This is a genomic window from Aeromonas sp. R10-2 (assembly GCF_040908445.1).
Lineage (GTDB): Bacteria > Pseudomonadota > Gammaproteobacteria > Enterobacterales > Aeromonadaceae > Aeromonas > Aeromonas veronii.
The window spans coordinates 68,888-87,563 of record NZ_JBFODS010000019.1 but is presented as its reverse complement, the minus strand read 5'-3'; the positions used below and the strand labels follow the sequence as shown (position 1 = coordinate 87,563).

The 18,676-nt window shown below is 59.7% G+C and carries 19 protein-coding genes and 1 tRNA gene; 11 read left to right on the top strand and 9 right to left on the bottom strand.

The window, feature by feature from the left end; genetic code table 11:
• Nucleotides 1-181 precede the first annotated feature (181 nt).
• Nucleotides 182-258 (top strand) — tRNA-Asp (locus AB5Y97_RS04355).
• A 480-nt stretch (nt 259-738) separates the two neighbouring features.
• Here the strand turns inward: AB5Y97_RS04355 and AB5Y97_RS04350 are convergent.
• Nucleotides 739-1,104: a YijD family membrane protein gene (locus AB5Y97_RS04350; protein WP_005348493.1), complete on the bottom strand. Its 366-nt coding sequence runs from the start codon at nt 1,102-1,104 to the stop codon at nt 739-741.
• Nucleotides 1,105-1,123: 19 nt separating this feature from the next.
• Entirely contained in the window at nt 1,124-1,744 is a 621-nt protein-coding gene (gene fabR / locus AB5Y97_RS04345) for an HTH-type transcriptional repressor FabR (RefSeq protein WP_005339921.1), read from the bottom strand.
• A gap of 147 nt (nt 1,745-1,891) precedes the next feature.
• Between fabR and AB5Y97_RS04340 the strand changes: the two genes are divergently transcribed.
• Nucleotides 1,892-3,010 carry a fatty acid desaturase gene (locus tag AB5Y97_RS04340; protein ID WP_201947798.1) on the top strand — a complete coding sequence of 373 codons (1,119 nt, stop codon included), beginning with the start codon at nt 1,892-1,894 and terminating at the stop codon, nt 3,008-3,010.
• Between the two features lie 211 nt (nt 3,011-3,221).
• Here AB5Y97_RS04340 and AB5Y97_RS04335 read toward each other — a convergent pair whose 3' ends face one another.
• On the bottom strand, nt 3,222-3,377 hold the full coding sequence (locus AB5Y97_RS04335; protein ID WP_005348505.1) for a hypothetical protein: 156 nt from the start codon (nt 3,375-3,377) through the stop codon (nt 3,222-3,224).
• A gap of 175 nt (nt 3,378-3,552) precedes the next feature.
• Here AB5Y97_RS04335 and AB5Y97_RS04330 point away from each other — a divergent pair, with 175 nt between their 5' ends.
• Nucleotides 3,553-4,179: a lysoplasmalogenase gene (locus AB5Y97_RS04330; protein WP_005348507.1), complete on the top strand. Its 627-nt coding sequence runs from the start codon at nt 3,553-3,555 to the stop codon at nt 4,177-4,179.
• 78 nt (nt 4,180-4,257) lie between these two features.
• On the opposite strand, the gene AB5Y97_RS04325 is transcribed toward AB5Y97_RS04330, so the two are convergent.
• Both AB5Y97_RS04325 and AB5Y97_RS04320 read right to left on the bottom strand, forming a co-directional pair.
• Nucleotides 4,258-5,811, bottom strand: a complete 1,554-nt coding sequence (locus AB5Y97_RS04325) for a DHA2 family efflux MFS transporter permease subunit (RefSeq protein ID WP_201947796.1) — start codon at nt 5,809-5,811, stop codon at nt 4,258-4,260.
• Nucleotides 5,811-6,863 (bottom strand): HlyD family secretion protein, encoded by a 1,053-nt coding sequence (locus AB5Y97_RS04320; RefSeq protein ID WP_021231553.1) that lies wholly within the window; start codon nt 6,861-6,863, stop codon nt 5,811-5,813. The genes AB5Y97_RS04325 and AB5Y97_RS04320 overlap by 1 nt, the downstream gene beginning before the upstream one ends.
• Nucleotides 6,864-6,959: 96 nt before the next feature.
• On the opposite strand from AB5Y97_RS04320, the gene AB5Y97_RS04315 reads away from it, so the two are divergent.
• On the top strand, nt 6,960-7,862 hold the full coding sequence (locus AB5Y97_RS04315) for a LysR family transcriptional regulator (protein ID WP_019444678.1): 903 nt from the start codon (nt 6,960-6,962) through the stop codon (nt 7,860-7,862).
• A gap of 9 nt (nt 7,863-7,871) precedes the next feature.
• Nucleotides 7,872-8,186, top strand: coding sequence for a DUF2007 domain-containing protein (locus AB5Y97_RS04310; RefSeq protein WP_005339933.1), 315 nt, complete (start codon nt 7,872-7,874; stop codon nt 8,184-8,186).
• A gap of 11 nt (nt 8,187-8,197) precedes the next feature.
• On the opposite strand, the gene AB5Y97_RS04305 is transcribed toward AB5Y97_RS04310, so the two are convergent.
• A complete protein-coding gene (locus tag AB5Y97_RS04305) occupies nt 8,198-9,481 on the bottom strand; it encodes a dicarboxylate/amino acid:cation symporter (protein ID WP_005357632.1) in 1,284 nt (427 codons plus the stop codon).
• Nucleotides 9,482-9,690: 209 nt separating this feature from the next.
• Here AB5Y97_RS04305 and AB5Y97_RS04300 point away from each other — a divergent pair, with 209 nt between their 5' ends.
• On the top strand, nt 9,691-9,936 hold the full coding sequence (locus AB5Y97_RS04300) for a YecH family metal-binding protein (RefSeq protein WP_005357633.1): 246 nt from the start codon (nt 9,691-9,693) through the stop codon (nt 9,934-9,936).
• A 99-nt stretch (nt 9,937-10,035) separates the two neighbouring features.
• A complete protein-coding gene (locus tag AB5Y97_RS04295) occupies nt 10,036-10,635 on the top strand; it encodes a YhgN family NAAT transporter (RefSeq protein ID WP_040069536.1) in 600 nt (199 codons plus the stop codon).
• Nucleotides 10,636-10,711: 76 nt separating this feature from the next.
• On the opposite strand, the gene AB5Y97_RS04290 is transcribed toward AB5Y97_RS04295, so the two are convergent.
• Nucleotides 10,712-11,680: a LysR family transcriptional regulator gene (locus AB5Y97_RS04290; protein ID WP_005339942.1), complete on the bottom strand. Its 969-nt coding sequence runs from the start codon at nt 11,678-11,680 to the stop codon at nt 10,712-10,714.
• Between the two features lie 276 nt (nt 11,681-11,956).
• Here AB5Y97_RS04290 and tatA point away from each other — a divergent pair, with 276 nt between their 5' ends.
• From tatA to AB5Y97_RS04275, 3 genes are all read left to right on the top strand, one after another.
• Nucleotides 11,957-12,118 carry a twin-arginine translocase TatA/TatE family subunit gene (tatA, locus tag AB5Y97_RS04285; protein WP_005339944.1) on the top strand — a complete coding sequence of 54 codons (162 nt, stop codon included), beginning with the start codon at nt 11,957-11,959 and terminating at the stop codon, nt 12,116-12,118.
• 16 nt (nt 12,119-12,134) lie between these two features.
• Complete coding sequence (locus tag AB5Y97_RS04280) at nt 12,135-12,437, top strand: YfcZ/YiiS family protein (RefSeq protein WP_005339945.1); 303 nt, start codon at nt 12,135-12,137, stop codon at nt 12,435-12,437.
• Nucleotides 12,438-12,665: 228 nt separating this feature from the next.
• Nucleotides 12,666-14,087 carry a lytic transglycosylase F gene (locus tag AB5Y97_RS04275; RefSeq protein ID WP_021231555.1) on the top strand — a complete coding sequence of 474 codons (1,422 nt, stop codon included), beginning with the start codon at nt 12,666-12,668 and terminating at the stop codon, nt 14,085-14,087.
• Here the strand turns inward: AB5Y97_RS04275 and AB5Y97_RS04270 are convergent.
• Complete coding sequence (locus AB5Y97_RS04270) at nt 14,065-14,241, bottom strand: hypothetical protein (protein WP_005339947.1); 177 nt, start codon at nt 14,239-14,241, stop codon at nt 14,065-14,067. The genes AB5Y97_RS04275 and AB5Y97_RS04270 overlap by 23 nt on opposite strands.
• A gap of 73 nt (nt 14,242-14,314) precedes the next feature.
• On the opposite strand from AB5Y97_RS04270, the gene AB5Y97_RS04265 reads away from it, so the two are divergent.
• A complete protein-coding gene (locus AB5Y97_RS04265) occupies nt 14,315-15,568 on the top strand; it encodes a phospholipase D family protein (RefSeq protein WP_323907167.1) in 1,254 nt (417 codons plus the stop codon).
• A gap of 532 nt (nt 15,569-16,100) precedes the next feature.
• Here the strand turns inward: AB5Y97_RS04265 and AB5Y97_RS04260 are convergent.
• Nucleotides 16,101-18,656: a TRAP transporter permease gene (locus AB5Y97_RS04260; protein ID WP_047434608.1), complete on the bottom strand. Its 2,556-nt coding sequence runs from the start codon at nt 18,654-18,656 to the stop codon at nt 16,101-16,103.
• Between the last annotated feature and the right edge of the window lie 20 nt (nt 18,657-18,676).

Here is an 18,676-nt window from a genome sequence, read left to right as displayed (position 1 = left end):
ATCCCATGCCGAACTCAGAAGTGAAACGCGGTAGCGCCGATGGTAGTGTGGCATTCGCCATGCGAGAGTAGGACACTGCCAGGCACCCAATTAAATGGTGATGTGAAGAATCACATCACTGGCTGCGAGGTTGACACCTCAAAAGAAGCAGCAGAAGATTTAGCGAAAGCTAACCGAATGCGGAGCGGTAGTTCAGTCGGTTAGAATACCGGCCTGTCACGCCGGGGGTCGCGGGTTCGAGTCCCGTCCGCTCCGCCACTAATTTGAAGGCCTTCCCGATGGGGAAGGCCTTTTTGCTATGGGCGTTCTTTACCCAGTGACCTCCAGATTTGCACACCAGAACGTGCGCCAAAGCCCGGCCCCATGACCGGGCTTTTGTATTTTTAGCGCGTTAAACCGCCAATATCTGGCTTTTCTCTGCCAAGTAAGAGTGCCAGATAGCGGGCTATTTCTACCATTTTCTGGCTATATCAGTGTCTTATCAGTTTCATTTACAGCCATCTGAATGACTCTACAGGGGGCCAAATCATGCTTCTGCTGCTTTCTGACTACAGGGCAGCTCCATATTGACCATCCTCTCTTCTATTTGCACATCGATCTTGAAGCCCAGCAGCTTGGCTAGGTTGGGAATACCGAGATTGCCGGATTAATCAGGTACCGTTCAAGCAAAGAGGCCTTCCCGACGGGAAGGCCTCTTTGCTTTATCTATCAACTGATTACCATCACTCGGTCGATTTATCAGCGCTTCTCTTTGTTGCCAATGCTCAGGCCGAGCTTGATGGAGAGGGCCGCCAGTAACAGCAGCATCATGATCAGGGAGAAGAAGTTGCTGCCAAGCTCCGGGTATTGCACCTTGAGCAGCGCGGAGTGGCCGAAGACACCGATAAAGAAGCAGAGCAGGGTGCAGATGGGGGTGTTACCCACCATGGGTTCATGACGATAGTGCTGGAACAGCTGATAGGCCGCCAGCCAGAGGGCAATCAGCGGAAAGAAGGAGAAAGGCACAACCGAGTTGGTCAGCACGGCCAGAGAGGCATCGCCACAGATACCAATCAGCATGGCCATGGCGAGCGGTTTTTTCGGGATCATAAGCTGTTCAGGCATGTCGTTCTCCATCCTGTGGTCATGGGTGAGGTTCACGGCGCTTCTGGTTTTGTACCTCGGCGCCCATGGCGATCATCCGCAGTTGGCGAATAGTGCGATCGGAGAGTGCACGGCACTCTTCGCTGGTCATGTCGAGTGCATCGGCACCGGCACTGAAGACGATGGTGACCATGGCTTCTGCCTGGATGTAGGCATCTTCCCGTGGTGCTTCTGTGGTGGCTTCCAGATAATCGGTCAGCTCTGCGATAAAGTGCTGGATTTCGCGAGCCACCGCCTGACGAAAGGCGGCCGAGGTGCCGGAGCGTTCCCGCAGCAGTAGCCGGAAGATGTTGGGGTTGTTCTCGACGAACTCCATAAAGGTCTGCACCGAGGTGCTGATGACACTGCCACCACCGGCAATGCGCTGGCGTGCCTGTCGCATCAGTTGGCGCAAGGTAAGACCTCCTTCGTCAACCAGGGTCAGGCCCAGCTCCTCCATATCGCGAAAGTGGCGATAGAAAGAGGTAGGAGCGATACCCGCTTCGCGAGCGACTTCCCGCAGGCTGAGATTGGAGAAACTCCGATTGGCGCACAGTTGGCTGAATGCAGCATCGATCAATGTACGCCGGGTTTTTTCTTTTTGTTGAGCGCGAATACCCACGAAATCAGTCACCTTCAGCTTAACGAGGACAAATGATAACCCGAAGGCGCCTCAGGATCAGGTTTGTATCCTACTTTTTTACCATTGACCGTGAGGAAATCACCATAGAAAATAGCTAACAGCTGTTCGCTGAAAGGATGCAATGAGATGGCCAGACCCCCCATTATTTTCACCAATACCCTGCTGTTCTCCCTCTCCGGGATAGTGGCGTTGATTGTCGTGCCCTGGTACGGCATGAGCCACGGTTACGATCTCTGGCAGTGGGCCAGTTTCCTGTTGTTGTTCTGCCTGAGTGGCCTATCCATCACCGCAGGCTATCACCGGCTCTGGTCGCACAAGGCCTACAAGGCGCACCCTACTTTGCAGTGGTTGTTTGCCATCGGCGGTGCGTTGGCGCTTCAGAATTCTGCCCTGCACTGGTCGGCCGATCACCGCCGTCACCATCGTCATGTGGATGACAACGATAAAGACCCCTACAGCGCGGGGCGCGGCTTCTGGTATTCCCACATCGGCTGGATGTTGCGGGAGCATCAAGGAGATCGCTATGGCGATTACAATAATGTGCGTGACCTGCAGAACAACCCGGTGGTCGCGTTTCAGCACCGTCACTATCTGACGCTGGCGCTGGCTGCCAATCTGGGGCTGCCGCTGCTGCTCGGCCTATGGCACGGGGATATGCTCGGCATGTTGCTGTTGGCGGGCGTACTGCGGATGGTGATGACTCACCACACCACCTTCTTCATCAATTCGCTGGCCCACATCTGGGGCAGTCAGCCCTATACCGACCGCAATACCGCTCGCGATAACGGCATCCTGGCTTTTTTCACCTTTGGCGAGGGGTACCACAACTTTCACCACCTGTTCGAGAATGACTACCGCAACGGCATTCACTGGTGGCAGTTCGATCCGACCAAGTGGTTGATTCGGCTCGCCTCCTGGTGCGGTCTGGCGGGGGATCTCAGATCCTCGCCGGAGGAGCGTATCGAACAAGCCCGGCTGCAGATGCAGCTGAAACGGGCACAAGCCAAGTTGCGCAAGCAGGAAGATCGCGAACTGTGGCAGGCGCTGCTGCAGGAGGAGTACGACAAGCTGAGCCAGCAGTTGCAACACTATTACGCCAGTCGCAAGCGGCTGCTGGAGCTGCGCAAGCGCAAGGCGCTGGCGCGCTATGACCGCCTCAAGCTGCAACTGGAGTACCGGGCCCTGCGTGACGGCTTCATCGCTGGTAAACGCAACTGGAGTCGTTTGCTGGCTGGTATTGCATGATGCCGTCCGGTTATCACAGAGACTAAAAGAGAAGACCGCCTGCTGGCGGTCTTCTCTATTTATGATTCAACTCAAGCTAGTTGGCTTGGCTCTGCTGTTGCTGCAACTGATCCAGTGCCTGTTGCTCCTGCTGGCTAAGACCCAGTTGTTCACAGGCCTGCTCAAAGCTAACCCCCGGATGGCACATCATGATATCCAATAACGGGAGGGCTTAGTTGGCTTGGCTCTGCTGTTGCTGCAACTGATCCAGTGCCTGTTGCTCCTGCTGGCTAAGACCCAGTTGTTCACAGGCCTGCTCAAAGCTGATCCCCAGATGGCACATCATGATATCGATGGCGGGCAGATAGTTTTTCATAGCTTCTTCCATGGTGATCCTCCAGACCCGTCACTTATGCCCTGAACCACTCGGGGCGGCAATTAGACTTTAGGCTTAGCCTGCCCATTTGATAAGCACCCCTGCCACTGGGGGAGGGAATTTGTTACCCTGCACCATGATAAAAACGGTTGCCGTATGACTGCGAGCAACAGGTGAGGAGCAGGGCATGTTATTGAGTTTCTTGATCATCGCTTCAGGTTGGTGGCACATCCGTGCGGCCTACGGTTCAGACAGCCGCCAGTTCTATATCAGCAAGCCTCTGACCATGCTGCTTATCATCGCGTTGGCGTTCGGCTACCAGAGTTATGACCACGATGGTTCCCACGCCTGGATCCTGCTCGGCCTTTGTCTCTCGCTGGCGGGCGATGTGCTGCTGATGCTGCCAAGCGATCGCTTCATTCAGGGGTTGGCGGCATTTCTTGTCGCGCATCTCTGCTATATCGTCGGTTTTGCTCAGGGGCCGTTGTTGCTCAATCTGGTGGATGGTTTGCTGCTGTTGCTGATCGCTGGCATGGTTTTTGGCCTGCTGTGGGGCAAGCTGGGGGAGATGCGGATCCCGGTCTTCTGCTACATGCTGGTGATCATTGGCATGGCCTGGGTGGCCGCCGGTGCCTGGCACGCCTCTCTCACTGCCGGTTCGGCCGCCGCTCTGGTGGGGGCGCTGATGTTCCTCTTCTCCGACAGCATGCTGGCGCTCGATCGCTTCCGCCGCCCCTTTCCCCACGCCCGCGCCTGGGTGATGAGCAGCTACTTCGCAGCGCAATTCCTGATTGCAGGGTCGCTGGCGGGATAACGTCTTCTGGTTGAGTGCAGGCAACAGATAACGAAAAACGGGCGCTTGCCCGTTTTTCGTTTTATGCCCTGCGGTTTTTCACGCCTCTAGCGGTTCGGCATCTGCTGCCCGTGGGGCGGGGGATTTGAGCAACAGCATCAGGCCGCTGGCGACCAGCAGGAAGATCCCCATGATGTAGAACACCTGGTTATAGGCCATGATGGCCGCTTCCCGGTTGATGGTGTTGGCGAGTATGGCGTGGGCTTGCTGCTGGGCAATCTCGGGGCCTGAACCCTGCGCCATCATGCTCTGGGCCAGCTGCAGCAGATAGTTTTGCCCCTCGATACTGCTGGCGGCCAGAGTGCTGCCAATCTGTAGCACATGGGTGCGGGTATCGTTGTCGAGCAGGGTCGCAATGATGGCGATACCGAACGCACCACCCAGGTTGCGCAGCACGTTGAGCAGAGTCGAGGAGGAGGGGATCTCGTCGTGGCTCAGGCTGGCGGTGGCGACCAGGGAGAGCGGCACCATGATGAAGGGCTGCCCCAGCGCCCGCACGATAAGCGACTGGATCAGCTGCGGCCCGGCGTAGTCGGCACTCATGTTGACGTTCATAAAGCAGCTGACGGCGAAGATCAGGAAGCCGAAGCTCACCAGATAGCGCGGGTCTATCTTGTGGGTCAGTTTGGGCACCAGTGGCAGCACCAGCAGTTGCGGCAGCCCCATCCACATCAGGACTTCGCCGATTTCCAGCGCGTTGTAGTTGTGGATCTGGGTCATGTAGAGCGGCAGCACATAGATGGAGCCCATCAACGCCATGCCGAGGATCAGATAGGCGAAGCAGGCCAGCGCGAAGCGCGGGTTGTGCAGCAGTCGCAGATTGACCAGCGGGTGACGGCGGATCAGCTGGCTGATGACAAAGAACACCAGCGCCACCGCCGAGATGACCGCCAGTCGCACGATGAAGCTTGAGCCGAACCAGTCTTCCCGGTTGCCCTCTTCCAGTACCACCTCCAGCAAGCCGAGGCCAAGCGCCATGGTGACAATCCCGATGAGATCCACCCGCTTGATCACGGCCCAGTCCACCGGTTTTTTATCCAGCCCGTGGGCCAGCATGGCCATCACCAGCAATCCTGGCGGCACGTTGAGATAGAAGATGTAGTGCCACGACATCTGCTCGGTGAGCCAGCCGCCGAGGGTTGGGCCGATGGCGGGGGCGAAGGTGGCGCAAAGGCCAAACAGCGCCATGCCGGTGGCCCGCTTCTGTAACGGCAACAGGGTGACGATGAGGGAGAAGGCCATCGGGATCAGCGCCCCGCCAGTGAAGCCTTGCAGCGCCCGGAAGACGATCATGCTGGTGAGGTTCCAGCTGAACGAGCAGAGCACGGAGGCAGCGATAAACGCACCGGTGGTCCAGAGCAGGTAGCGGCGCACACTCAGCCCCCGGCTCAGCCAGCCGCTCAGGGGGATGGCGATCATCTCCGCCACCAGATAGGAGGTGGAGATCCAGGAGCTTTCGCTCAGGGTGGCCGACAGGGCCCCCTGAATATCCTTCAGGGAGGCATTGGTGATCTGGATATCGAGGATGGCCATGAAGGCGCCGATAAGCCCCCCCATGACCGCGATCCAGTTGCGACGTGGAATGGGTTCCATCAGTTGGCAGCCACCACGGGCTCAGGAGTGCGGGTATCCACGATCACTTCGGTGGAGAGACCCGGCAGCAGCTTGCCTGCCAGCGGGCCTGGCTCGGGGATGCGGATCTTCACCGGTACCCGCTGCACGATTTTGGTGAAGTTGCCGGTGGCATTCTCCGGCGGCAGCAGAGCGAACTTGGCGCCGGTCGCCGGGGCCAGGCTGTCGATGATCCCCTCGACCGGTTGATCCGGGTAGGCATCGAGTACCACTTCGACCTTCTGGCCCGGCTGCATATGGGCGAGCTGGGTCTCCTTGAAGTTGGCCTCGACCCACACCTGCTGCAGCGGCACCAGGCTGGCGACCTGCATACCGGACTGGACGTAGAGCCCTTCCCGCAGGCTACGCTTGCCGATGATGCCATCGGCCGGTGCCCGCAGCTCGGTATAACCTAGCTCCAGCTTGGCCTGCTCCAGTTGCGCTTCGCTCAATGCCAGTTTGGCCAGATTCTGTTTGCGCTCGGCATCCAGTACCAGCAGTCGCTCACGGGCCGCTTGCAGGGCGGCTTGGGCCTCCCGGGCTTGCGCCTGATTGACCTGCAGGCCGGCACGCACCTCGTCCAGACTGTCTTGCGAGCTGTAGTGGCGCTGGTTGAGCTGACTGATCCGGTTGACCTGCTGGCTGGCGCGCAGCTGTTCGGCATTGGCGGAGGCGACCTTGGCCTCGGCCTGCTGGATCAGGCTCAGTTGTTGGGTGCGGGTGGCGGCCAGATTTTCGGCCGTCGCCTGATTGAGGCGCAGGTCGGCTTCGGCCTCCGCGACCCTGGTTTTGTATTCGCGATCATCGAGACGAGCGATCAGTTGGCCCGCTTTGACCGGCTGGTTGTCGGTGACCAGCACTTCGCGGATATAGCCGGGCAGTTTGGAGCTGATCCCGGTCACTTCACTTTGCAGATAGGCGTTGTCGGTGCTTTCAAAATAGCGGCCGTGAAGATACCAGTAACCGGCGAACAGCAGACCGAGCAGCGCCAATATCATGGCTGCCAGCAGGGGAATTTTTTTGTGTTGACTCATTTTTGTGATTCCTGAACTTAAGGGGCGCAGGCTAACACTGGTCAACTGTTTCGATTAGTATTGGTTCACGAGATATACAGTTTCACTGGTGCAACAATGGATCTCAATGCCGCGTTAATTCTGGTGCGTATCGTCGACAAGGGCTCGTTTACGGGGGCTGCCCGCGAGCTGGGGATGACCAAGGCGATGGTCAGCCGCCGCATCGCCGAGCTTGAACAGCGGCTCGGAGTGCGTCTGCTCTATCGCTCCACTCGTCAGCTCACTTTGACCGAGGAGGGGGAGAAGTACTACCTGCACTGCAGCAAAGCGGTCGATGCCCTGACCGAAGCCGAGCTGATGCTGAGCGCCAGCCAGCAGGAGGTAACCGGCACCCTCAAGCTGGCGGTGCCTATCGAGACGGGGCAACTGGTGGTCGGGCGCTTGGTCGCCAAGTTTTTACAGGCCTATCCCGCCCTGCAGGTTGAGCTGGAGCTGACCAACCGGGTGGTGGATCCCATCAGCGAAGGGTTGGATGCGGTGGTGCGGATTGGCGACATGAGCGACTCCAATCTGGCGGCGCGCCGACTCTGGAGCACCGGAAGGCTGCTCTGTGCCAGCCCGGACTATCTGGCCCGCAGCCCGGTCATCGAGCGGCCGGAGGATCTGGCCAACCACGAGCGGGTGACGGTAAGTAGCGGGTTTCTCGCCTCTCACTGGTGTTTCGAGCTGGATGGCAGAGAGGTGCTGGTTGACCCCCCATCCCGTTTTCGGGTCAATAATATTACCTGTGCCCGGGAGGCTGCGAAGGCGGGGCTGGGGTTGGCCTCGTTACCCGCTATGCTCTGTCAGGATGAGCTGGCCAGCGGCGAATTGGTGATCCTGCTGCCAGAGTGGCAGCAACCCAGGGTGCCGATTTATTTGCTGTTTCCGGAGCGGCAACTGATGCCGCGCAAGTTGCGGGCATTCATCGATTTCATGATTGAGAACGGTGCCGAGTTTGGCATCGACAAGTTGTTGTAAGGGGGAGCTATGGATAACTGGATCAATCTCTATCGCGCCTCACACACCCTGGAGGCGCACGCGTTGAAAGGGGCGCTGGAGGCGGAAGGGGTGCTGGTGCGCCTCAATGGCGAGGGGCTGTCAGGCGCCCTTGGCGAGCTGCCGGTCGACATGTTGCAGGTGACCCTGATGGTGCGGGCCGAGGATCGCAGCAAGGCAGGACGGGTCATCGAGCGTTACCAGCAGCGTCAGGGTAACGGCTGGCTGTGCGGCCAGTGCGGGGAGGAGAACGGCGCCAACTTCGACGTCTGCTGGCGCTGTCATCACGATCCCCACGACAGCTGAGCTTTCTTCCGCTAGCGCGGCGGGAACTCGATATCTTCCCCTGCGCTGGCATCGTGATAGGTCGCCAGATCCAGTTCGTTTTCGCTGCGGGCGATCAGCACCGACACCAGAATATCCCCCGAAACATTGACCGTGGTGCGCGCCATGTCGAGGATCCGGTCAATGCCCGCAATCAGTGCCACCCCTTCCAGCGGCAAGCCCACCGCCGTCAGGGTCAGGGTCAGCAGCATCAACCCGGTGCCCGGGGTGCCAGCGGTACCGATACTGGCCAGGGTGGCGATGCTGATGATGGTCAGGTAATCGACCATGTGCAGATCCACACCGAATGCCTGAGCTACGAACAGCGCAGTCACTCCCTGATAGAGGGCGGTGCCATCCATGTTGATGGTGGCGCCGATGGGCAGCACCTTGGCGGTGATGGCGGGGGAGACTCCCAGCCGCTTCTCGGCGCAGGCCAGACTGATGGGCAGGGTGGAGTTGCTGGAGCTGCTGGTGAAGGCCACCGCCTGAGCGTCAACGATGCTCTTGAAGTAGTGCAGCGGATTGAGCCGTGCCAGCAGGAGCAGCAGGGTGCTGTAGACCCCGAGCACGTGCAGCAGGCAGCCGAGGTAGACGGCGCCGATCACCTTGAGCAGCGGCAGCAGCAGATCGAGACCGTACTTGCCGGTCATCCAGGCCATCAGGGCGCAGACACCGTAAGGGGCGAGAGCCATCACCATCTGGGTCAGCTTGAACATCCCCTCTGCCAGCGAGGTGAAGAAGAGGATGGCGGGGCGGCCACGGCGACCGCTGGCATTGAGGGCCACCGCCAGCGCCACCGCAAAGACGATCACTTGCAGGATCTTGCCATCCACCATCGCCTGTACCGGGTTGCTCGGCACCAGATGGCTCAGCACGCTGGCCAGGGTGGGTGGCTCCGACATACCGACCCGCTCATAGGGGCCCATGTCGGCACCCATGCCGGGCTCCAGCAGCCAGCCCATCATCAGGCCGATGCAGATGGCGATGGCGGTCGAACAGAAGTAGAGACAGATCGCCTTGCTGCCGATGCGATCGAGGGCCTTGCCCTTGAGCAGCGAGGTGAGACCGGCGATGACCGAGCAGAAAATGAGGGGCACCATCAGCATCTGGATGGTGTTGACGAACAGGACGCCAAGGGGCTTGAGCAACAGGGCTTGCTCTTCAAAGCCGACGCCCAGACCCACCCCTGTCAGCATGCCGATCAGGGTCTTGAGCCAGAGTGGTCGGCGGGTCCAGATCTGCCAGGGCTTGAGAGCCTCTCCATGGAACAGCATGACGCCAATATCCTTATACATTGTCTGCGATGGCCAAAAAGGGGCGCCAGTGTAGCGATCCCTGACGCGGGTTGCCACATTATCGACAAAGCGGTGGCGGTGACCACTCCCCTGACCAGGTAATGCGCAATTTATTGGCCTATATCAAGATCCCTCCGGGCGTGGAGATATTAAATTGGCATTAAATATGTTCATTATTGAGGTGAGAGATGTCGCAATCGGTTCATGGTCACGAAGTGATGGAAATGATGCTGGCGCAAGGGGGGCAATTTACCCGTGCCAGCCTGAAACAGGCGATGGCCGAGCGGTTCGGTGCCGAGGCCCGTTTTCATACCTGCAGCGCCAGCGAGATGGATGCGGAAGCGCTGATCGACTTTCTGGCTGCCCGCGGCAAATTCATCGACTCGGCCGAGGGTTTCCAGACCCGCGCCGACAAGATCTGCAACCACGGTTAATCCCGCTGCGAGCGCATCATGGCGCTCGCTCAATTCTTCGCCCTTTGCTATATTTCGCCCCCTCTCTTTTCCCTATTCAGGGCGTAGCCCGGGCGTTGTATGGATACTTTCTCTGCCGCAGTCATGCTGTTTCTGATCATGGACCCGCTGGGCAACCTGCCGGTCTTCCTCTCTATCCTGCGTCATATCGATCCCAAGCGACGTCGCAAGGTGATGGTGCGCGAGCTGCTCTTCTCGCTGGCCATCATGATGCTGTTCCTGTTCGTCGGTCAGCAGATCCTCGGTTTCCTCAACCTGCGGCAGGAGGCGGTCAGCATTGCGGGGGGTATCATCCTGTTCCTGATCGCCATCAAGATGATCTTCCCGAGTGAGGGGGGCGTGACCGGGCTGGCGGCGGGCGAGGAGCCCTTCCTGGTGCCGATGGCGATCCCGATGATCGCCGGTCCCTCGATCCTCGCCTCCTTGATGCTGCTGGCCAATCAGGAGCCCAGCCGGATGGTGGACTGGTCGCTGGCGCTCTTTATGGCCTGGGCCGCCAGCGCGGTGATCCTGATGTTCTACGAGGTATTCAACAAGCTGCTGGGTGAGCGGGGACTCACTGCGGTGGAGCGGCTGATGGGGATGCTGCTGGTGATGATTTCGGTTCAGATGTTGCTGGACGGGGTACATCACTATCTGGCGGTGACTGGTCAGGGCTGAGCGGTTTACATGTTGAAGTGAATGAAACGGGGCTACGCAGAGCCCCGTTTTTTGTGCCGCCGAGAAGGGGGGGCGGTCACCCGTGAGTGGTCGCAGCGGGTTCCAGTTTGCTCATGATGAGGGAGAGCAGCAGCTCCCGCAGCCAGCGGTGGCCCGGATCCTCGCTGTGACGCTGATGCCAGATGAGCAGATGGGAGATGCTGTCCAGCCCGATGGGCAGCGGTAGCTGCAACAGCGGATAGACCTGGGTAGCGTGGCGGGCGTAGAGCCTGGAGAGCGTCACTATCATGTCGGAGTGCATCCCCATTCGCAGCGCCGCCTCGAAGGAGGGCACGGTTGCCTCGATACGCCGGTAGAGATCCTGCTCTGCCAGCTTGTGATCCAGCATCCAGCGGTCTCGCCCCTCGCAGTAAGTCTGCACATGGGGATAGCTGAGGTAGTGCTCCAGATTCCAGTTGGGCTCTCGCAGCGCGGGGTGGTGCTGCTGCACCAGACAGGTGAGATCATCGACCGCCAGCACTCGCTGACAGATGCTGTCGGGCAGGGTATCGAGCCGATAATCGGAGTTGATGCAGTTCTCTCGCACCGCGAAGGCGATGTCCACCTGTCCCTGACTCATTTCGGTCAGACTGTTCTCGGTCCACTCCTCGTAACGCAAGCGGATCCTTGGTGCCTGCCGCTTCAGTTCGCTCAGGTAGAGCGGGGCAAACAGGGTAAAGGCGCTGTCCATGCTGGCGATGACGAACTCTCGCTCCGAGCTGGCGGGGTCGAACTCGGGCGGCTGGATCAGGTTGTCCAGCGACAACAGGATGGGTTGCAACTGTTGTTGCAGTGCAAGGGCGCGGCCGGTGGGTTCCAGCCCGTAGGCGGAGCGGATGAAGAGGGGATCATTGAAGGTATCGCGCAGACGGCCGAGGGCTTTGCTGACCGCGGACTGGCTCAGATGAAGGCGGCGTGCCGCCTTGCTGCCGTTGCGCTCTTCCAGCAGTACCTGCAGGATAATCAGCAAATTGAGGTCGATGCGACCCAGTTGTTCCAGCAGCATGATATGAATCCTCTTCAATTCTAAGATGAATTTATACCATTTGTTTTCATATCTTGGCGATCTTATCCTCGAATGGTCTCAGGTTCGCATGAACCACTGGTACAGGATGTAGCGGTTGAGGGGACATGTAGCACAATCAATATGGCGACCTCAGGGTCGCCCTATTTTTTGGCTATGATTTATTTGCTCACTTGCACCTGCCTTGATTTTGCCCAACAATCCCTGCGCTCTATTTTGATACAAGTAACAGATATCTCTTTGTGAGGGAGTATCCCTATGGGACTCGGTGGAATTCATATCTGGCATATGCTGATCCTCTTGCTGGTCGTTGTGCTGGTCTTCGGCAGCAAGCGTCTTGCCAGTGCAGGTGAGGATCTGGGTACCGCCATCAAAGATTTTCGCAAGGCGATGCGTGACGACGCAAATCATCCGAAATAAGCAGTAGGAGTAGAAAATGTCTGTAGACGAGAAAGTTGAACTGAACGAAACCTGTGACAGCTGTGGCTGTTTTGCCGAGATCGGCACCATCATCGGCGAAGGCGACGATGTGATGGATCTGGTTATTGAAGCCGCTGCCGAGGCGGATGCCCGCGCCAAGCTGGCTGCCTATGAAGCTCTGGCCAAACAGGTCACTGCTGAAGCTCAAGTGAGCAGCGAACTGACTCAGGGCGCCAATGGCGTGATCCTGAAAGCCCGCCTGCAATTCACCTGCACCGCCGAAAAACTGATTTTCGAAATGCGGGCTCGCTCTATCTGAGTTGTCTGATAACGCGGCAGGTTTGCCTGCCGTGTTGACCCTTCTGCTGTGGGTCGGCGTTCTATAGTTACTCTATCCCACAGACGTTTTGCCCGGCGCGAGTCGGCCAACAGAAGGCGTAAACATCATGACGCAGCGATGGATCTCTGCCCCCAATCCCACCCTCTATCGTGATCCGTGCTGCCAACAGGCAGCGGGCGTGACCTCAGCACAGGGGCAGCCATCGTGATGCGACGCTGGATCTGGGCTCTGCTGGCCCTCTGCTGTTTTCCCCTGCTCGCGGCTGAACTAAAGCCACAGCGTCTGCCCCAACCCGGGGACCTCGAAAGCATTCTGCAAAAGCGCGAACTCAGGGCTCTGGTGGTCTATGAGCGCGGCTTCTACTTTCTCGATCGCGGCGCCCAGTACGGCATTCTGGTCAATCAGCTGCAAGGGTTCGAACGCTGGCTGAACAAGACCTATCTCGCCAAAGAGAAGGTCAAACTCAAGGTGGTCTACATCCCGGTGCGGCAGGACAAGCTGCTGGACTATCTGACCGAGGGGCGCGGCGATCTGGTTGCGGCGACCATGACGGTGACCCCGACCCGGCGTGAACAGGTGGCCTTCTCCCGGCCGCTCATTTCATCCATAGAGGAGTGGGTGGTGAGCCAGCAGAGCCTGCCCGCCTTCAGCCGCATTACCCAGCTCTCCGGCAGGCGGGTCTGGGTACGTGCCAGCTCCAGCTACTACGAGAGTCTGCGCCAGCTCAACTGGCTGTTTCGCGAGCTGGGGCTGCCCCCCGTCTATATCGAGACGGTGCCCGAATATCTGCAGGATGGCGATCTGCTGGAGATGGTGGCCGCTGGCATTATTCCCCTGACGGTGACCGACAGCTACAAGGGGAGGATCTGGCTGGGTGGGATGATCTCCGGCCTCAAGGCCCACAAGCTGATCCCCCTGCGCAGCAACGGCACCAGTGCCTGGGCGCTGCGCAAGAACAGCCCCGAGCTGCTCAAGGCGGTCAATGGTTATCTGGCGAGTGTCAGCCGCAACAGTCTCTACAGCGACATGACCCTGCGCCGCTTGCTGGTTCGCAGTGATCAGATGAGCAATATCCTGGCGCCGGATCCCATGGGGCGCCTCGCGACCATTCGCAAAGTGCTGGAGAAGTACGCCAATCAATACGATCTCGACTGGCTGATGCTGGCAGCGCTTGGCTACAAGGAGTCCGGCCTCAATCCCAAGGCGCGCTCGCCCAAGGGGGCCGTGGGCCTCATGCAGCTGCTGCCCAGTACGGGGCGGGAAGTCGGCATCAACGGTGCCAGACTCACCACGCTGGAGGGCAATGTGGAGGCCGCCTGTCGCTACATGCGGTTGATCCTCGATACCTACTTCAATGATCCCAAGCTGGATCGGCTCAACCGCCACCTGTTTGCCCTCGCCGCCTACAACGCCGGGCCGAACCGGGTGCAGGCGCTGCGAGGCAAGGCGGAGAAGCTGGGGCTCGATCCCAACGTCTGGTTCGGCAACGTGGATCAGCTGGTAGCCAACGAAGTCGGACAGGGGCCGATCAACTATGTCGGCACCATCTACAAGTACTACGTAGCCTATCGTTTCAGCCTGCCCCAGATCGAGGGCAAGGCTGCCGCTATCGAAGCGGCTCAGCCCTGAGCCGGTTGACCGGCAGGGTCGCCTGCACGGTCGGCAATTGCCAGCCACCGTCCCTGTGTTGCAAAAACCAGTGAGCAGGGCCGGTGGCCGGGATGAGATCTGGCTGGCTGAGCTGGCCCAGATAGCGCAACATCGGGGTATCATGCAGTTCCATCAGCAACTCCTTTTGAATATGTGAAGAGGCTCGCCAGCGTTATGACACCCGGCCATGACAGCAGGATGACACCATGATCCCCGGATCCTTTGCCCTGATCGATGATCCCCTGCTGGCGCTCAAGGTGCGTTGTCACTGGATCCGTCATGCCCGCGAGCGGATCCAGGCGCAGTACTACAGCTGGGAGGAGGACAGCAGCGGCAAGCTGCTGCTGAGCGAGCTGCTCCACGCCGCCCGGCGTGGCGTCAAGGTACAGCTGCTGGTGGATGATCTCTATGCCGGTGACAACCGCTTTCTGGAGATGGTGGCTCACTACCCGGGGATCGAGGTGCGGCTGTTCAACCCCTTCTGGCTGCGGGGCTGGCGCCCGCTGGCACTGCTGCTGGAAGGACTGCTCAGCTTTCGCCGCATCAACCACCGGATGCACAACAAGCTGCTGCTGGTGGATGGCAAGCTGGCGCTGATTGGCGGGCGCAACATCGGCGATCGTTACTTCGGTCTGGATCCGCAAGCCCCCTTTGTGGATCTCGATCTCGCCTGTCAGGGGGGACTGTGCCAGCAGATGGCGCAGGGGTTCGAGCAGTTCTGGCACAGCCGCTGGAGTCACCCCATCCGTCATCTGCTGCGCCGCGAGCTGCTGCCCGCCGAAATAGAGGTGGTCAACGACTTCCTGTTTACCATGACGGATCCGGCGGTGGCGACGGTCTACGATCTGCCAGCGGCGCTGTTTGACGAGCGCGATTTGCCGCTGCAATGGCATGAGGGGCGGGCCGAGGTGTGGTTCGACCGTCCCGGCAAGGGGCTTATCTCCCGTCCCACCACTGCCCGTCAGCTCTGGCGCCAGCTGGCTGACAATCCCGGCTCGCTGGGGTTGGTGACCCCTTACCTCATCCTTACTCGCGGGTTTCGGCACCGTCTGGCGCGGCTGCGCCAGCAGGGGGTCGCCATCGACATTCTCACCAACTCGCTGGCCAGCACCGATGTGCCGCTGGTCTATGGCGCCTATCAGCGTTATCTCGGCTGGTTGCTGCGCTGCGGGATCCGGGTCGCCGAGTTTGACCATGGCCACGGCAGCCTGCACGCCAAGCTGATCCTGCTGGGGGAGGAGCGGGCGCTGTTTGGCAGCCTCAACCTCGATCCCCGCTCGCTGTTTCTCAATACCGAACTGATGCTGCATTTGCACTGCCCGCCGATCTGTGAGGCGCTGCGAATGTGGCTGGCTCGCTGGCAGGAGCAGGCGGGTGGATTGCCGCGCAAACCCGAGGGGTGGTCAAGGCGGCTGATAGCCCGCTTGAGCGACTGGTTGCCACTGCGGCGTTGGCTGTGAGGCGGCCATTTTTTGTGCGAGATCTCGCAAAGCCTTGTAAGCCATTGCTGATGACCCTTGCGGGTGAATAACCATGCATGAATATATCTTACTGTTTTATAACAATTTAGTGGTGATGATAAGGCTGTTTTTTGTACTCTGATGTGAATGGAATTAGCATAAAAACGTTTTTTATTTTGTTTTTATGCGTAATATTTCAGTTGCAAGGACAAACACGGTGGCTTGTCTGCCGTGTGGATGAAGGTTGTAACGGGTAGCTGGTCGGTTGCATTGCTGCAATTGGCGCGCACTTCAGATGGGTCGCGAACTATCGGAAAGTGAAACAGAGACCCGGCGTGGCCGGACTCCAATATGGAACATGCTATTTGCGAGGGGGTGACATGGACATGTCACCCCACTTTTTTGGCCGCTCGCCACCGTTTATCTTTTTCCATGATTGTTGCTCATCGCAAGAGCCGCAGAGGGCAAGGCAATAACAAGGCAATAGAAAGAGGGCCGCAATAGCGGCCCTCTGTCTCATCTGCCCGGTGGATTAACCGGCCTTGACGCTGCGGCGACGCTGCAGCCAGACGATCGCCCCGAACAGCAGGAAGCCCGGGATCCACATCCACTCCTTGGTCCAGCGCTCGGTCGGCGCCTTGACGGTGAGGATCTCCTGATCGAACTCCAGCCCCATGGTGGCGGCCGGGCTGCCAAAGGCGACGTTGTCGATCAGCGTCTTGCCATCCTGCTCATAGAGGCTCAGCCCCAGATTGGCCAGCCGCTCCTCGCCATTTGCCCCATCCGGTACGGCGACCAGCAGGGTGAACTTGCGTGGCTTGCCCACGGCATCTTCACCGAGGATCCGCAGCCGCAGGGTGCTCTCCGCCTCCACTTCACCCATGGTTTGGGCCAGCTGGGCAGGCGGGGTCTCACGATAGGGGTCGTGCACCATGTCCATCCAGAAACCCGGGCGGAACAGGGTAAAGGCGACCAGCAACAGCAGCACGCTCTCGTACCAGCGGCTCTTCACCAGGAACCAGCCCTGGGTGGCGGCGGCGAAGATCAGCATGGCGATGGTCGCCACGATGAAGATCAGCACCCCGTGGGCGAAGTCCACGTCGATCAGCAGCAGATCGGTGTTGAAGATAAACAGGAATGGCAGCGCCGCGGTACGCAGGCTGTAGTAAAACGCCGTGATCCCGGTCTTGATGGGATCACCCTTGGAGACAGCCGCAGCCGCGAAGGAAGCCAGCCCCACCGGCGGCGTCACATCCGCCATGATGCCGAAGTAGAAGACGAACAGGTGCACCGCGATCAGCGGCACGATCAGCCCGTTTTGCTGCCCCAGCGTCACCACCACTGGTGCCAGCAGGCTGGAGACGACGATGTAGTTGGCAGTGGTGGGCAGCCCCATGCCGAGGATCAGGCTCAGCAGGGCGGTGAGCAGCAGCATCAGCAGCAGGTTACCCATGGAGAGGAACTCCACCAGATCCGCCAGCACCAGACCAACCCCGGTCTGGGAGACCGCACCCACGATAATCCCCGCGGTGGCGGTGGCAATGCCGATACCGATCATGTTGCGGGCACCGGCAACCAGCCCTTCCCGCAGATCCACCACGCCATCAGCAACGGTGCCGTAGTCGTGCTTGCCGTCCTTGCGCAGCCAGTTGAGCAGCGGGCGCTGGGTCAGCAGGATGATCACCAGCATCACGGTACCCCAGAAGGCCGACAGCCCCGGCGAGAGGCGTTCCACCATCAGGCACCACACCAGTACCACCACCGGCAGCAGGAAGTGCAGGCCGGAGAGCAGCACGGCGCGGGTGTTGGGCAGCTCGGTGAGCGGCTTGTCGGGATCTTCGGCAGGCAGTGGTTCATTGCTGGCGGCGATCTTCAACAGGGCCACATAGGTGGCAGCCAGCAGTACCGAGATCCCCGGCAGGGCGTAGTCACCCAGCGCAGGTTTGAGCCAGCCGAGGCCATAGTAGACCGCCAGTGACAGGCCGCTGATGAGGGCCGCGCCAAAGGCAAAACCGGTCAGGCGACGCAGCCAGGGTTTGGGTTGATGGTTGCCGATGGGCTGCATGCCCAGTTTCAGCGCCTCCAGATGGACGATGTAGAGCAGCGCTATGTAGGAGATGGCGGCAGGCAGGAAGGCGTGCTTGATGATCTCCACATAGGGGATACCCACGTATTCGACCATCAGGAAAGCCGCAGCCCCCATCACCGGCGGCATGATCTGGCCGTTGACCGAGGAGGCCACTTCCACCGCCCCCGCTTTCTCTGAACTGAAGCCCACTTTCTTCATCATCGGGATGGTGAAGGTGCCGGTGGTCACCACGTTGGCAATCGACGAGCCGGAGATCAGGCCGGTCAGGCCGGAGGCGACCACGGCCGCCTTGGCCGGGCCGCCGCGCAGGTGACCGAGCAGGCTGAAGGCGAGCTGGATAAAGTAGTGACCGGCACCGGCCCGCTCCAACAGGGCGCCAAACAGCACGAACAGGAATACGAAGCTGGTGGAGACGCCAAGGGCGATGCCGAACACCCCTTCGGTAGTGATCCACTGGTGGTTGGCCAGCGCGGTAAAGCCTACCCCGCGATGTGCCAGCAGTCCCGGCATCCAGGGGCCCGCCAGGCTGTAGACCAGAAAGACGATGGCGATGACCGCCAGTGCCGGCCCTAGGGCGCGGCGCGCCGCTTCCAGCAGCAGCGGAATGCCGATGCAGGCGGTCACCAGATCGGCGGTGGTGAGGGTGCCGGGACGCAGCGCCAGTGCTTCATACATCACAAACAGGTAAGAGGCGGCGCCAGCAGCGATCAGGCCGAGGGCGATATCACCGAGGGGAACTCGATCCCGCGGCGAGGAGCGAAATGCCGGGAACACCAGAAAAGCCAGCAACAGGGCAAAGGTGAGGTGAATGGAGCGGGTTTCGGTGTCATTGAGTACGCCAAACCCCACCATGAAGGGGAGTGGCGAAGCGATCCAGAGCTGGAACAGGGACCAGGCCAGCGCCAGTGCTGTGATGAGCCAGCCCATGATGCCCAGCGGCAGGCGAGCGCCCACATCCTGGGCGATCAGTTCCTCGGTAGAGAGTTGTTTATCTTGCATAGGGTTAACTTGTGCCAACG

Coding starts and splice junctions, on each gene's coding strand:
- AB5Y97_RS04350 (WP_005348493.1), bottom strand. CDS start 1,104: ATGCCTGAACAGCTTATGATCCCGAAAAAACCGCTCGCCATGGCCATG.
- AB5Y97_RS04340 (WP_201947798.1), top strand. CDS start 1,892: ATGGCCAGACCCCCCATTATTTTCACCAATACCCTGCTGTTCTCCCTC.
- AB5Y97_RS04335 (WP_005348505.1), bottom strand. CDS start 3,377: ATGGAAGAAGCTATGAAAAACTATCTGCCCGCCATCGATATCATGATG.
- AB5Y97_RS04330 (WP_005348507.1), top strand. CDS start 3,553: ATGTTATTGAGTTTCTTGATCATCGCTTCAGGTTGGTGGCACATCCGT.
- AB5Y97_RS04325 (WP_201947796.1), bottom strand. CDS start 5,811: ATGGAACCCATTCCACGTCGCAACTGGATCGCGGTCATGGGGGGGCTT.
- AB5Y97_RS04320 (WP_021231553.1), bottom strand. CDS start 6,863: ATGAGTCAACACAAAAAAATTCCCCTGCTGGCAGCCATGATATTGGCG.
- AB5Y97_RS04315 (WP_019444678.1), top strand. CDS start 6,960: ATGGATCTCAATGCCGCGTTAATTCTGGTGCGTATCGTCGACAAGGGC.
- AB5Y97_RS04310 (WP_005339933.1), top strand. CDS start 7,872: ATGGATAACTGGATCAATCTCTATCGCGCCTCACACACCCTGGAGGCG.
- AB5Y97_RS04305 (WP_005357632.1), bottom strand. CDS start 9,481: ATGCTGTTCCATGGAGAGGCTCTCAAGCCCTGGCAGATCTGGACCCGC.
- AB5Y97_RS04300 (WP_005357633.1), top strand. CDS start 9,691: ATGTCGCAATCGGTTCATGGTCACGAAGTGATGGAAATGATGCTGGCG.
- AB5Y97_RS04295 (WP_040069536.1), top strand. CDS start 10,036: ATGGATACTTTCTCTGCCGCAGTCATGCTGTTTCTGATCATGGACCCG.
- AB5Y97_RS04290 (WP_005339942.1), bottom strand. CDS start 11,680: ATGCTGCTGGAACAACTGGGTCGCATCGACCTCAATTTGCTGATTATC.
- tatA (WP_005339944.1), top strand. CDS start 11,957: ATGGGACTCGGTGGAATTCATATCTGGCATATGCTGATCCTCTTGCTG.
- AB5Y97_RS04280 (WP_005339945.1), top strand. CDS start 12,135: ATGTCTGTAGACGAGAAAGTTGAACTGAACGAAACCTGTGACAGCTGT.
- AB5Y97_RS04275 (WP_021231555.1), top strand. CDS start 12,666: ATGCGACGCTGGATCTGGGCTCTGCTGGCCCTCTGCTGTTTTCCCCTG.
- AB5Y97_RS04270 (WP_005339947.1), bottom strand. CDS start 14,241: ATGGAACTGCATGATACCCCGATGTTGCGCTATCTGGGCCAGCTCAGC.
- AB5Y97_RS04265 (WP_323907167.1), top strand. CDS start 14,315: ATGATCCCCGGATCCTTTGCCCTGATCGATGATCCCCTGCTGGCGCTC.
- AB5Y97_RS04260 (WP_047434608.1), bottom strand. CDS start 18,656: ATGCAAGATAAACAACTCTCTACCGAGGAACTGATCGCCCAGGATGTG.